Below are 13580 nucleotides of genomic sequence, written 5' to 3' on the forward strand. Positions count from 1 at the left end.
GCCGTTTGACAGGCTAGTTCTGGCTTGATCCGGAATGCTGAGAAGGCCTCGGTGTCAATCGAGGCCTTTTTTCGTGCCCGGGGGTGTCCCGCTGCAATTGTCTGAAATGAAGCCATACGACAACAGAGCCTGGTTCCTGGTGCTTCCTGCCCTGGTCATCGTGACCTTCGTCGGAATCCTCCCTTTGATCGCCGTCACCAATTACTCTTTCCAGGACCTGTTCAGCCTGAGCAATCCCTATTGGATCGGCGTCGACTGGTACCGGAACATCGTCACCTCCGAGCGCTTCTATGCCAGCCTCGGGCGCAGCTTCCTGTTCTCGGCCATCGTGCTGTCGATCCAGCTGCCGCTCGGCATCTGGATTGCGCTCTTGCTGCAGCGATCGCATCGCTTCGTCGTCAGCACCGTCCTCGTTCTGATCACCGTGCCACTGGTGGTGCCCTGGAACATGATCCCGGTGATCTGGCTCAACTTCATCAATCCCAATATCGGTCTCGCCGGCCGGACGCTGGCCTGGCTGGGCGTCGGCTTCGACTACAAGTTCAACGCCCTGCACACCTGGATCGTACTGGTGGTGATGGACACCTGGCACTGGCTGGGGCTCGTCGTCGTGCTGGCCTATGCAGGCATCTCCAGCATTCCGCCCGCCTACTATCAGGCCGCGGCGATCGACGCCGCGTCGCTATGGCAGGTGTTTCGCTTCATTCAGCTTCCGAAGATGAAGACCGTGCTGTCGATGGCCGTTCTGCTCCGCTTCATGGACAGCTTCATGATCTATATCGAGGCGTTCCGCATCAATGCCGGCGGCCCCGATAGCGCGACCGCATTCCTCAGCCTCGACCTCGGCGAGGAGATCCAGTCCTTCAACTATGGACCGTCCGCCGCCCGCTCGATCGTCTACTTCCTGATCGTCCTGACGGTCGCCTGGGCCTTCAAGGCGGCAACGAGCACGCGAGCGCAGGTCGCCATGGAGCGTGCCAAGTGAAGTCGCTGTCATCCTTGGGGCGGATCGCGCTGTTCGCAACGGTCGGTGCCTTCGTTCTGGTGCCGCTGGCGCAGACGATCGTCACGAGCTTCGTGTCGACGCTGCCCAGAGCCGGGATCTCGGAAGGGCATTTCAGCCTCGTCAACTACCTGAACATCCTTCACTCACCGGTTCTGAAGGAAGCGATCCTCAACTCCATCATCTACGTCGTGCTCAACGTCGCGCTCTGCCTTGGCGTCGGACTGCCGGCCGCCTATGCGTTCGCCCGCTACAGCTTCGTCGGCGACCGGCAGCTGTTCTTCCTGCTGCTGGTGTTCCGCATCACCCCGACCGTCGTGCTGTCGCTGCCTATCTTCGTCCTGTTCGCGCAAATCGGCCTGGAGAACACCCCGGTCGGCATCGCGCTGGTTCACTGCGTCTTCAACATCCCGATCTCGATCTGGATATTGGAGGGATTTATCGGGACAGTGCCGCGTGAGTTCGACGAGACGGCCTTTCTGGACGGCCATTCGCTTCCCAGCTTCTTCTTCCGCCATCTGGTTCCTGCGATCGCGCCGGGCATCGGCGTGACCGCGTTCTTCTGCTTCATCTTCTCCTGGGTCGAGGTGGTGCTGGCGCGCATCCTGACGACGACCGGCGGCAAGCCGATCACCATGGCCATCAACGCGCTGTTCGGCTTTCGAACCGATTTCGGCCTCGTCATGGCGATGACCGTGCTCGCGCTCGTGCCGGGGGTAGCGATGATCTATTTCGTGCGGAATCATCTCGCGAAGGGGTTTGTGATCCGGACGTAAGCACACTCGCCCCCCTCGTTATTGCGAGCGCAGCGACTTGTCCGCCGAAGCCTTGGCGAAGGCGGAAGCAATCCAGTCTGCCGCCGCGGAGGTCTCTGACTGGCTTCGCTACGCTCGCAACAACCGCGTATGAGGCAGCACTGGCGTAGAATGCGTAGAGCGAAGCGAAATCCATCGCGCGCTGTCAACTCGGCGATGATGGATTTCGCAAGTGCTCATCCTGCGCACTCAAGCCCCCCTCACCCCAACTCAAACGCTCCCCGCGCCGCCTTCACCGATGATGCGATGAAGCGGTGCACCTCCTGGACGCGGCGCGTTCCGTGGGTGTCGGGGTGTGACGTCAGCCAGTAGTTTCGCACGAAGCGGATGTCGGGCAGCAGCCGGCGCAGTTCGGGATAGCGGCTTGCCGCGTAGTCATGCAGGATGCCGATGCCGTGTCCGGCACGCACCGCCTCGATCTGGGCGACGATGCTGCCGCATTCGTAGCGGCGGGACATCAGGCGGCCGAGGGCTGCGGCGTAGTCGAGGGCGCGGCTGTAGGCGAAATCCTCGATGTGGGTGACGAAGAGGCGGCCGGCGAGGTCGGCTTGCGCGTCGATCGGCCCCTCGCGATCGAGATAACTTTCCGAACCGTAGACGCTCAACGTGTAGTCGGTCAGCTTTGAGAGGATGAGCCGGCCCTGCTTCGGCCGGTCCAGCGTGATTGCGATGTCCGCTTCCCGGCGCGACAGCGAGAACGTGCGGGGCAGCGGCACGAGCTGGATGATCAGTCCCGGGTGGCGCGCGGCCAAGGCGCCGAGATGCTCCGCGAGGAAGAAGTTGCCAAGCCCGTCGGGTGCGCCGACGCGCACCGTGCCGCTGATGGTGTCCGCGCTGCCGCCGATGCTGGCGCCCACTTTCAGAAACTCGCTTTCGGCGCGCTCGGCCGCCTGGACCAGGGCCTCGCCCGCGGCCGTCAGCGTGCAGCCGGACGTATGCCGCTCGAGCAGCTTCGCCTTCAGGCTCCTTTCCAAGGCGGTGAGCTGACGCGCGACCGTCGTATGGTTCAGCCGCAGGTTCTTCGACGCCTTGAGGATCTGCCCCGCGCGCGCGACCTCCAGAAATATCCTCACCCGCTCCCAATCCATCGAAGACTTCCTTCTGGAGTTGACTATATTTTTTGCACAATGGATACGAAATATCTTTCATTGATGTGCAATTTTATGCGCCGTAAATCATCCGGGATCAAGCATCCAGTGCGGGTCGATACGACCTGCCGAACGATCGAGGTGATCCATGCGCCGGTCCCGTCATCTAGCCCTGTTTCTGATCTCCAGTTTCGCCGCGGCGACGCCAGCCGTCTCGGCGGAGCAACTGACGCCCGACCAGATGGTCGACGCCCTCAACGGTGTCTTCGGCCAGCATCATGCGCGCGCCGTTCACGCCAAGGGCGTCATCCTCGAAGGCAGCTTTACGCCATCGGCGACGGCGTCGCGCATCAGCAAGGCGCCGCATCTGCAACAGACATCCGTGCCCATGGTCGTTCGCTTCTCGAACTTCGCCGGTGTCCCCTCAATTCCGGACAACGATCCGCTCGCCAGCCCGCACGGCATGGCCATCAAGTTCAAGCTGCCCGACGGGAGCGAAACCGATCTCGTCACGCACTCGTTCAACGGCTTTCCGTCGGCAACCGTCGCCGACTTCCGCGATCTCCTGATTGCATTGGGACGTTCCGGGCCGAAAGCTGCAAAGCCGACGCCGCTCGACACCTACCTGGCCGGGCATCCGCGGGCCAAGGCATTTCTGACCGCACCCAAGCCCGCGCCTGAGAGTTTTGCGACGCTTCCCTATTTCGGCGTCAATGCATTCAAATTCACCAGTGCGGCAGGTCAGACGACTTTCGGACGCTACCAGCTGCAGCCGGTCGCCGGTTCGAAGTATCTCGCGGACGACGCCGTGGCCAAGGCGCAACCGGATTATCTGATCGCAGAAATCAGGCAGCGCATGGCGAAGGAGCCCGTGAAGTTTCGCCTTGTGCTGCAACTCGCAGGGACCGGCGACAAGGTGAATGATCCCTCGATCGCCTGGCCCGACAGCCGCGAGACCACGGAACTCGGCACGATCACGCTGACGCGCCTCGTTGCGGACGAGGCCGCCGACAAGTCGCTGCTGTTCCTCCCGAACGCCTTGGCGTCCGGAATCGAAGCTGCCGATCCAATGATCGACGCGCGCGGAGCGGCCTACCCGGTGTCGTTCGGCCGCCGTCAGTAACGCGATCTCTCAAAACCAGAAAGGAACCAGGCAATGCCCCTGCTTCGCTTCAACATGTTCGAAGGCCGAACCGACGCCGAGATCGCGACGCTGCTCGATACGGCTCATGCCGCAGTGGTTGCCGCGTTTCACGTGCCCGATGGCGACCGCTATCAGCTCGTCTCGGAATATCGTCAGGGACGTATGATCGCGCTCGATACCGGTCTTGGCATTGTGCGAACCAACAAGGTCGTCCTGATCGAGGTCAGATCCCGAAACAGGCCGCAGGAGCAGAAGCTGCGCTTCTACGAGTTGCTGTGCCAGATGCTGAAGGACGCCTGCAATCTCGACAGCTCGGACGTCATCGTGTCCTTTGTCGAGAATGGCGATGCCGACTGGTCATTCGGATTGGGCCGTGCCCAGTTCGTGACAGGCGAGCTTGCGTGACGGGAGGCTTGGTAGCGGGCGGCGCTACCACCTTTCCCCACACCAGCAAAATTTGCGATATTTCTCCAGTGGTCCCGTCCGGTTCGTAGCCGCTTCAAAATCATCCGCCGACTCGACATCGGCAGCGTCAGGGGCGTATGAGCGAACCTACGTGGCTTTCGCGTCAATAATGGCATTCGGAGTATTTCCGGTCGTGGACACCAGCGGTTTGATGTCGGTCGATCTGGGGTTACGGGGCGCCGTCGTCGCACTGTGCCTGCTGATCGCAGCCATGGCGCTGCGCGATCGCCGCGACAGCACGGCCGCGCTGCTGGGCGCCGCGCTCGCGATCGGCGCCGCGGCTTCGATGATCTGCACGGCGCCGACGTTCCCGCGGCCATTTGCGTGGTGGGGCCTGTTGCTGCTGGCGTTGTCCGGCGCGAACAGTGTCGTGTTCTGGCTATGGGCACGTGCCGCCTTCGATGACGATTTCGTGCCGCGGCTCTGGCATGGCGTCTTGTGGGCGGCCGTCGCCGTCGCGCAATGGCTGGACGCCAGCGGCATGACACGATCGGCCGCGCTCGAGCTTGCGATCGAACGCACGCTGTCGTTCGCCTCTCTCGGCCTGGCACTGTTGGCAGTGGCGCAAACGCTTCTCACCTGGCGGGCGGACATGGTGCAGGGCCGGCGTCGGCTCCGGCTGGTTGTCTTGATCGGGGCATCGGCCCAAATCGTTCTCAGCTCTTACGTGAGCTTCTTGCAGCAGCCCCCGACTCCCACTTTTTCCGTGGCTAGCGTCGCCAACGCCTTTGCTCTGTTCACGTTGGTCGGTTTGAGCGCATGGAATCTGCTGGAAGCGGGTACGCGGAAAGGTTCGATCCTTCTGCCTGCGACAAACGTCCCCTTAGGCAAGCCAGCCAAGGCGTCTGACGATCAGGGCAAGCCTGCCGCGATTGAATCGGCTCTCTTGCGCCGGTTGGAACAGCTGATGACCGTCGAGCGCATCTACCGGCGTGAGAGGTTGACCATTGGATTGCTATCCGCCGAACTTGGCGCGCCGGAATACCGGCTGCGGCAGCTCATCAATGAGGGCCTCGGTTACCGCAATTTCAATGCGTTCATCAATCATTACCGGATCGGGGAAGCCAAGGCAGCGCTGGTCGACCCCGAACAAGTGGAAGTCCCGGTGCTGACAATTGCGATGGACACAGGTTTCCAGTCGATCGGGCCGTTCAACCGCGCCTTCAAGGCCGCGACAGATCTGACCCCAACCGAATTCCGCCGTCTTGCAATGGCGGGAAATGCAGCCCCCGGGAACGGCCGACCAAAAGTCGGCCAGTCGAGTTGAGGAATCGGCCAGCCGGATTGCGGGAATCGGCGAGAACGGCATCGAAAAAATTTGACAGACTGTTGGCGATCCTTCCTCGCAATAGCTGCGACAACGGGGCTGCCCATGCGATATCAGCGATTTGCCGTTTCATTGACCGCGCTGGCGGCACTTACGCTCTGTCTGGCCGGTGTGGCGCTTGCCGACGATTTGCAGGCCGTCGGCGATCCGGACAGTCTCGGCTTTTCGGCGAAACGGCTGGCGCGCATCACCTCCTGGTTTGAGGCGCAGTCCAAAAGGGGCGATCCCTCCGGTTTTGTCGTTGGGATCGCCCGAGGCGGAAAGCTCGCCTATTTGCAGCCCACCGGCTTTGAGGACCGCGACAAGAAAATTCCGATGCGACCGGATTCGATCTTTCGCATTGGATCGATGTCCAAGCAGATCACCAGCGTCGCCACCATGATGCTGGTCGATGAAGGCAAGCTCGAGCTTGACGCTCCCGTGGCGCAGTATTTGCCGGAGCTCAAGGACATGCAGGTCGTCAAGACCGATCCGGCCACAGGAGACGCGATCCTCCTGGAGCTTGAACCGGCCAAGCGGGCGATGACGATCCGGGACCTTCTGCGCAATACCTCCGGTCTGGTCTATGCGTCCCCCGACTATACCGATCCAGGATTCGGCAATGCCGCGATTCACGCGCTCTACGGCGTCAAGGCGCCGTTCCGCCGCGACAAGCCTATCGCCTCCTTCGTCGCGAGCCTCGGCACCCTCCCACTTCTGCACCAGCCGGGCGAAGTCTGGGAATATTCCATAGGCTACGACGTTCTCGGACGGGTCATCGAAGTCGTGTCGGGCCAGACTTTCGATCATTTTCTGCAAAGCCGCCTGTTCGCGCCGCTCCATATGGTCGACAGCGGCTTCTCGGTGCCGGAGGATAAACTCGCCCGTCTCGTCGCTGTGCCGGGCGCGCAGCCCAAACCTCTTTCGGATGGGGACGTCGGGAAGCCGCAGACGTTCTTTTCGGGGGGAGGCGGGATCGTTTCGACGGCTCCCGACGTTCTGCGCTTCTGCCAGATGCTGCTCAACGACGGCGAGCTTGACGGAGCGCGGATCTTGAAGCCGGAAACGGTCCGGCTGATGACGACAAATTCGATGCCGCCCGGCATCCACTTCGCGGGGCACGAAGCCGGTCCGGCTTTTGGAACGGGCTGGGGACTCGGCTTCGCCGTCCGCACCGATCCGGATTTCAGTCTGATCCCAGGCGCCGTCGGAAGCTTCAACTGGCAGGGAAGCTGGGGCACATTTTTCTCGGTCGACCCAGTTCAGAAGCTGATCCTTGTCATGATGATGCAGAGGACGCAGTACAGTGAGAACGGTTTCTATTTCAATGCCATCCGTCGTCTGCCGTATGCGGCGTTGAAGGTTCCTGAAGTGCCTGCGCCCGTCGCCTCGGGGCAGTTGAATGCAGGCGCTCTCACCGACTACGTCGGGCGTTACGATTTCGGTGGGTCCGCAAGTTCGCTGGACAGACAGATGTTGGTTGCCGACGGCAACGGCTGGACCGGCCTTGAGTCCGTTGTCGCTGGCACGGATGGCCTCAGGGTGATCAAACCGGCCGAGGGAGGCCCCGCCGCGCGGGCGGGCGTTTTGGCGGGAGACCTCATCACGGCGATCGGCGACCAGTCGACGAAGGGCCTGACCCTGGAAGCGGCATTTCGCCGGATTTCAGGTCCGGTCAACGCCGCGATCAAGCTCAAAATCACCCGGCAGGGACAGACCGATCCGCTCGTTGTTGCCTTTGCCCGGGAGGCGGTCCCCTCGCACAGCGTCGCGCTTCAAGTCCGTGTCGCGGACGGCAAGCTCGTCGTTGAAGCAACAGGCAGCTGGTCGATCCTTGATTTTGACAAGGGGCAGCCGACGCCCGTGGCGGTTCTTTCGAAGGATGAATTCTACGTCGACAGTGGCGATCATACGCGGATCGCTTTCACGCGCGACGCCGCCGGCAAAGTCAACCGCGCGGTTCTCAATCCGGGACCCTGGGAGCAACGCGGCGCACGCGCCCAATAGGGCACACTGACAGCTGATGAAATGGAGGAAGCTTGCGCGGCCCGAACATTAAAGTGTCCTACGGTCGCCCAATGTGGGGCGGTCTCGACTTGGCGCGCCATTCAGAATTAAGCCACGAACTCATACATATCTGAAATTGCTTGTGATTTTCCTCGCCTCAATGATTCGGCCGTCGGCACCGACTGGGCCCGCCCGCTGCCGTAGAGAATTTCGGCACGCCTCACGACAGCGTGCGCCTTTCACTCCGGGATCGTAGTATGGTCGTCGGAAGCCGCCGACGCACGAGACCGAGGATTTTGCGTATCCACTCGATCGCGGCGCTCGACGGGATGCACTCCAGAACTAGGCTGAGGATCGCGACTGCGGTCGGACGGCGCGGCAAATGGAGGACATTATGGCGTGGCGTGACGACAAGGCCCGGGCAACCCTGATCCGCGATGCAGCGGGCAGCGTACCGCCGGGCAAGAGCCCCCGGGCCTTTGCCGAGCCGTTATTCGGCTACAGCAATATCGAGGATCTCGCCAACTACGACGCCGCTTCGCTTGCCCTCCTGGCGGAGCAAGCCTGGGAGCACGTGCAGCGGCGCACGGCCGGCAGCGCTGATATCCGCGTCGTCAATCCGACGTTGCCGAACGGGCGCGAGATTTCCGTGCTCGAGATTCTCAACGAAAACATGCCCTTCCTGTTCGATTCCACCATGGCGGAGCTCGCCGAGCAGGGCATCGAAGTCACCCTCGTCGCTCACCCGATCATCGCCGTGGAGCGCGATGATCAAGGTAACCTGCTGCGGTTCTACGGCGAAGCGCTACCGGAGGGAGCCACGGGCGCGCGCGAAAGCCTGATTCATCTCCACATCACCCGCCTGGACGTCGATGCCGACCGCCAGAAGCTGGTCGCCGGTCTGACCAGGACGTTGAACAATGTCCGCGCCTGCGTCACCGATTGGCGCGCCATGCGTGACCGCGTCGAGGAAGCGATCAAGACGTTCGCGGCCAATCCGCCGCCGCTGCCGATCGAGGAGGTCGCCGAAGCCAATCAGTTCCTGCAATGGCTCTGCGCGGACAATTTCACCTTCCTCGGCGTGCGCGAATATCGCTTCTCGCCCGACAGCGATGCGTCCGACGACATCACGACCGGCAAAGGCCTCGGCATCCTGCGCGATCCCGACGTGAAGGTGCTGCGCCGCGGCAGCGAAATGGTGGTGATGACATCGGAAATCCGCGAGTTCATGCACGAGCCGACGCTGCTGATCGTCATCAAGGCCAATGTCAGCAGCCTCGTCCATCGCCGCATCCGGATGGATTATGTGGGCATCAAGCTCTATGCGCCCGACGGCCGGCTCGAGGGCGAGTTGCGCGTCGTCGGCCTGTTCACCTCGGGCGCCTACACCCGCTCGGTACGGCAGATCCCCTATGTCCGCCATAAGGTTTCGCGGGTGCTTCAGCGCGCCGGCTTCGATCCGAACGGCCATTCCGGCAAGGCGCTGATGCATATTCTCGAAGATTATCCGCGCGACGAGCTGTTCCAGATCGATGTCGACACGCTCTACAATTTCGTCATCGAGGTCCTGATCCTCTACGAGCGCCCGCGCGTTCGCGCGCTGGCGCGGGTCGACAAGTTCGATCGCTTCGTCTCCATCCTTACCTTCATTCCACGCGACAAATACGACACCGACGTCCGCACGCGTGTCGGAGCCTTCCTTGCGCAGGCCTACAAGGGGACCCTGTCCGCCTCGTACGTATCATTCCCTGAAGGCGCGCTTGCACGCGTCCATTTCATCATCGGGCGCTATGAAGGAAAAACGCCCGTCGTCGAGCACTCCGTGCTCGAAGCCGGGATCAGCGCCATTGCCGCGACCTGGGCCGACAAGCTGAAAGCCGCGCTTAACGCGTCGACCGATGGCATGCGGGCGCGCATGCTCGCCAACCGATATGCCCGTGCCTTTAGCGGCGGCTATACTGAGGTATTCGGCGCGCAACAGGCGATTGCCGATATCGCGACCGTCGAAAAGCTCACGCCGGCCCGTCCGGTGACGATTTCGGTTTACCGCATCGAAGGCGACGATCCGAAGCGCTTCGGCCTGAAGGTGTTTTCGGACGCCGCACCGCTGTCGCTGTCTTACCGCGTGCCGGTGATCGAAAATCATGGTCTGCGCGTGGTCAACGAACGCACCTACCAGATCGTGCCCGGTAACAGGCCTGAGCCGGTCTGGCTGCACGACATGACGATCGAGACCAGCGACGGCAAGCCGATCGAGATCAGCCCGGAATTGAGCCATCGCCTGGAAGCCTCGATCATGGCGGTGGTCACCGATCGCGCTGAATCCGACGGATATAATGCCTTGATCCTGCGCACAGCCCTGGGCTGGCGGGAAGTCTCGAGCCTCCGGGCGCTGTCCCGCTATTTGCACCAGATCCGCGCGCCGTTCACCCAGGACTATATGTGGGAGACCTTGCGCAGGAATGGCACGATCACCGCCAACCTCGTCGCGCTGTTCCAGGCCCGCCTCGATCCGCGCCTCACCCTGACCGACGCCGAGCGTTCGGCGCGCCAGACGGACCTCCTTGCCGAGATCGAGGAGCAGCTCAAATCCGTCGCCTCGCTCGACGAAGACCGCATCCTGCGCCGCTTCATCAATCTGGTGCAGGCAACCATCCGCACCAATTTGTGGCAGGTCGGCCAGGATGGACATCCGCGTCCGGTGATCTCCTTCAAATTCGACGCGCGCCGGGTCGACGACCTTCCCGCTCCACGACCTCTCTACGAGATCTTCGTCTATTCACCTCGTGTCGAAGGTATTCACCTGCGCTTCGGCAAGGTTGCGCGCGGGGGCCTACGCTGGTCCGATCGGCCGCAGGATTTCCGCACCGAGATCCTGGGCCTCGTCAAGGCGCAGCAGGTCAAGAACGCCGTGATCGTGCCCGTCGGAGCCAAAGGCGGCTTCGTGCCCAAGCGCCTGCCCCCGCCTTCCAATCGCGACGCCTGGCTCGCGGAAGGCACCGAAGCCTATCGCATCTTCGTTCGCTCGCTGCTCGAACTCACGGACAACCTCGACGGCGACGACGTCGTGCCGCCCGACGCCACCGTGCGGCATGACGGCGACGATCCGTACCTCGTCGTCGCTGCCGACAAGGGCACCGCCACCTTCTCCGACGTCGCCAACGCGATCTCGGCCGAGAAGAACCATTGGCTCGGCGATGCCTTCGCCTCAGGCGGCAGCCAGGGCTACGACCACAAGAAGATGGGGATCACCGCGCGCGGCGCCTGGGAGGCGGTCAAGCGCCACTTCCGCGAGCTCGGCACCGACATTCAGACCATGCCGTTCACCGTGACCGGCGTCGGCGACATGTCTGGCGACGTCTTCGGCAATGGCATGCTGCTCTCGCCGACGACAAGGCTTGTGGCGGCTTTCGATCACCGCGACATCTTCATCGATCCCTCGCCCGATCCGGCGACCAGCTTCGCCGAGCGCAAGCGTCTGTTCGACCTGCCGCGATCGAGCTGGCAGGACTACGCCAAATCGCTGATCTCCCAAGGCGGCGGTGTGTTCTCGCGGCAGCTCAAGGCGATCCCGCTCGGACCGGAAGTGCGTGCCCTGCTCGATCTCGACAAGCCGCAAGCCACGCCGTTCGAGGTGATGACGGCGATCCTGAAAGCGCGCACGGACTTGCTGTGGTTCGGCGGCATCGGCACCTATATCCGCGCATCGGCAGAGAGCGACGATCAGGCCGGCGACCGCGCAAACGATCCGATCCGCATCACCGGCACCGATGTCCGCGCCCGGGTGATCGGCGAAGGCGCCAATCTCGGCGTCACCCAGCGCGGCCGCATCGAAGCGGCGCAGAAGGGTGTCAAGCTCAACACCGACGCCATCGACAATTCGGCCGGCGTCAACACCTCCGACGTCGAGGTCAATATCAAGGTCGCGCTGGCGCGCCCCGAACGCGAGGGACGCCTCAGCTTCGCCGACCGCAACAGCCTGCTTGCCGCGATGACTGATGAGGTCGGCACGCTGGTGCTGCGCAACAACTATCTGCAAACGCTGGCGCTCTCGCTCGCCGAGCGCAAGGGCGTGGCCGAGACCGGCTTCCTCACCCGCCTGATGCAGTCGCTCGAGCAGCGCGCCCTGCTCAGCCGCGCCGTGGAGTTCCTGCCCGACGACGCAGCGCTCACCGAGCTGACACGGCGCGGCCAGGCCCTGACACGGCCCGAGCTTGCCGTGCTGCTCGCGTACGCCAAACTGACGCTCTACGAGGACCTGCTCGCCACCAGCGTGCCGGACGATCCTTATCTCGCCCGCAGACTGTCCCTGTATTTTCCGCGCGAAGTTCTCGATAAATTCCCGACCGCGGTCGAGCTCCATCGCCTCCGGCGCGAGATCATCGCAACCAGTCTCGTCAATGCCGTGATCAACCGCGGCGGCCCGGCGTGTGTCGTGCGCCTGACCGACGAGACCGACGCCGATATCCCGACCATCGTCATGGCGCAGGTGGCGGTGGACGCGATCTACGAGCTCAGACGGCTCAATGACGCGATCGACGCGCTCGACACCCGCATCGACGGCCAGGTGCAGCTCGGCCTCTACGCGACGGTCCAGGACCTCCTGATTTCCCGCATGGTCTGGTACGTGCGCAATGTCGATTTCAAGGACGGCCTCGAGGCGGTGATCGGACGTTTTGGCCCGGGTATCCGCGAGATCGCGGCCTCCCTCGACACCACCCTGCCGCCGGACCTACAGACCGCGCGCGGCAAGCGGCGCCAGGAACTCGCCGATGCCGGCGTCCCGGCCGGCCTCGCCGGCGAGCTCGCCGATCTCGACGCGCTGATTGCGGCTCCCGATATCGTGACGATCGCCGAGCGCACCACGCGCCCGATCGGCGATGCCGCCGCGACCTTCTACGCCGCCGAGGCGAATTTCCGTCTCGACCGTATCATCGCCGCCGCGCGCGGCGTGCCGGCCAATGATTATTTTGAACGCATTGCCGTCGATCGCGCCGTTGAACAGATCGCCGGCGCCGAACGCAGACTGGCCGCGGATATGCTGGCAACTGGCCAATGCGGCCAGCAGGCGGTCGAGACCTGGCTCGCGGCTCACCCCGAAGCGACGCGCACCCGCCGCTCGGTCGAGCAGATTGCGGCCAGCGGCCTGACTCTTGCCAAGCTGACGGTGGCGGCAAACCTGCTGGGGGACCTGGTCAAAGCCTGAGGGCGTGCGAGGCCGCGATGTGAATCTTAGCCGGCGAACGGAGGACTCCCATGATCCACGCCACTTGCCACACCGCCGACAATGTCCGCTGCATCGAGTTCGATGCCACACCGTGGTTCAGCGAGGCCGACGCGCCGAGCATTGTCGGTCTGGCCCAACGAGGATGGACCAGCACGGCGATTGCAGAGTCCCTCGAGCACCGACGAGGATACGAAGGCCTACACGACCTCGTCGAGTATGCGGCGAAGCGATTGCAATCGGAATCCCTGGAGGACCCAACCTGGGAAACCTTCGCGTGCGTCGTCGATGGCCCCGAGGCCGTTGCCTGGCTCAAGAAGAACCGGCCCAACGTTATGGCAGGGATTTCGTAAGCCACGGGAAAATCGGCGGCATCGCAAACGAAGCCAGAATGGCGCGCCGCGGACGGATTTGCCCACCGACCCGATTGCGGCATTCAACGGCGACGCCTATGCTGACGTCCGGCAATCACGCGGCCGCCCATCGTGCGGCGGAGGCAGCCTCACGGTGGATGGTTCACATATCCAT

Annotated in this window: 9 protein-coding genes; 8 read left to right on the forward strand and 1 reads right to left on the reverse strand. The window is 63.1% G+C overall.

What is annotated here, in order from left to right:
* Positions 1–106 precede the first annotated feature (106 nt).
* Complete coding sequence (locus NLM31_RS34585; RefSeq protein ID WP_254195164.1) at positions 107–985, forward strand: carbohydrate ABC transporter permease; 879 nt, start codon at positions 107–109, stop codon at positions 983–985.
* Positions 982–1779 carry a carbohydrate ABC transporter permease gene (locus NLM31_RS34590; protein ID WP_254195165.1) on the forward strand — a complete coding sequence of 266 codons (798 nt, stop codon included), beginning with the start codon at positions 982–984 and terminating at the stop codon, positions 1777–1779. Before NLM31_RS34585 ends, NLM31_RS34590 begins: the two co-directional genes overlap by 4 nt.
* A 239-nt stretch (positions 1780–2018) precedes the next feature.
* Here the strand turns inward: NLM31_RS34590 and NLM31_RS34595 are convergent, their stop codons facing one another.
* Positions 2019–2906: a LysR family transcriptional regulator gene (locus tag NLM31_RS34595; protein WP_254195166.1), complete on the reverse strand. Its 888-nt coding sequence runs from the start codon at positions 2904–2906 to the stop codon at positions 2019–2021.
* Positions 2907–3054: 148 nt separating this feature from the next.
* Between NLM31_RS34595 and NLM31_RS34600 the strand changes: the two genes are divergently transcribed.
* The 6 genes from NLM31_RS34600 to NLM31_RS34625 all read left to right on the forward strand — a co-directional run bounded on the left by NLM31_RS34600 (position 3055) and on the right by NLM31_RS34625 (position 13405).
* Positions 3055–4029 carry a catalase family peroxidase gene (locus tag NLM31_RS34600; RefSeq protein ID WP_254195167.1) on the forward strand — a complete coding sequence of 325 codons (975 nt, stop codon included), beginning with the start codon at positions 3055–3057 and terminating at the stop codon, positions 4027–4029.
* 33 nt (positions 4030–4062) lie between these two features.
* A complete protein-coding gene (locus NLM31_RS34605; protein WP_254195168.1) occupies positions 4063–4455 on the forward strand; it encodes a tautomerase family protein in 393 nt (130 codons plus the stop codon).
* 193 nt (positions 4456–4648) lie between these two features.
* Positions 4649–5782, forward strand: coding sequence for an AraC family transcriptional regulator (locus NLM31_RS34610; protein ID WP_254133746.1), 1134 nt, complete (start codon positions 4649–4651; stop codon positions 5780–5782).
* Between the two features lie 105 nt (positions 5783–5887).
* A complete protein-coding gene (locus NLM31_RS34615; RefSeq protein ID WP_254195169.1) occupies positions 5888–7828 on the forward strand; it encodes a serine hydrolase in 1941 nt (646 codons plus the stop codon).
* 382 nt (positions 7829–8210) lie between these two features.
* Positions 8211–13034 carry an NAD-glutamate dehydrogenase gene (locus NLM31_RS34620; RefSeq protein WP_254195170.1) on the forward strand — a complete coding sequence of 1608 codons (4824 nt, stop codon included), beginning with the start codon at positions 8211–8213 and terminating at the stop codon, positions 13032–13034.
* Between the two features lie 50 nt (positions 13035–13084).
* Entirely contained in the window at positions 13085–13405 is a 321-nt protein-coding gene (locus NLM31_RS34625; RefSeq protein WP_254195171.1) for a hypothetical protein, read from the forward strand.
* Positions 13406–13580: the final 175 nt, after the last annotated feature.

The sequence above is a fragment of the Bradyrhizobium sp. CCGUVB4N genome (genome assembly GCF_024199945.1).
Taxonomy (GTDB): domain Bacteria; phylum Pseudomonadota; class Alphaproteobacteria; order Rhizobiales; family Xanthobacteraceae; genus Bradyrhizobium.

Bases quoted from the DNA above. Each gene is read 5' to 3' on its own strand.
- NLM31_RS34620 (WP_254195170.1), top strand. From the start codon at position 8,211: ATGGAGGACATTATGGCGTGGCGTGACGACAAGGCCCGGGCAACCCTG.
- NLM31_RS34605 (WP_254195168.1), top strand. From the start codon at position 4,063: ATGCCCCTGCTTCGCTTCAACATGTTCGAAGGCCGAACCGACGCCGAG.
- NLM31_RS34615 (WP_254195169.1), top strand. From the start codon at position 5,888: ATGCGATATCAGCGATTTGCCGTTTCATTGACCGCGCTGGCGGCACTT.
- NLM31_RS34595 (WP_254195166.1), bottom strand. From the start codon at position 2,906: ATGGATTGGGAGCGGGTGAGGATATTTCTGGAGGTCGCGCGCGCGGGG.
- NLM31_RS34585 (WP_254195164.1), top strand. From the start codon at position 107: ATGAAGCCATACGACAACAGAGCCTGGTTCCTGGTGCTTCCTGCCCTG.
- NLM31_RS34600 (WP_254195167.1), top strand. From the start codon at position 3,055: ATGCGCCGGTCCCGTCATCTAGCCCTGTTTCTGATCTCCAGTTTCGCC.
- NLM31_RS34625 (WP_254195171.1), top strand. From the start codon at position 13,085: ATGATCCACGCCACTTGCCACACCGCCGACAATGTCCGCTGCATCGAG.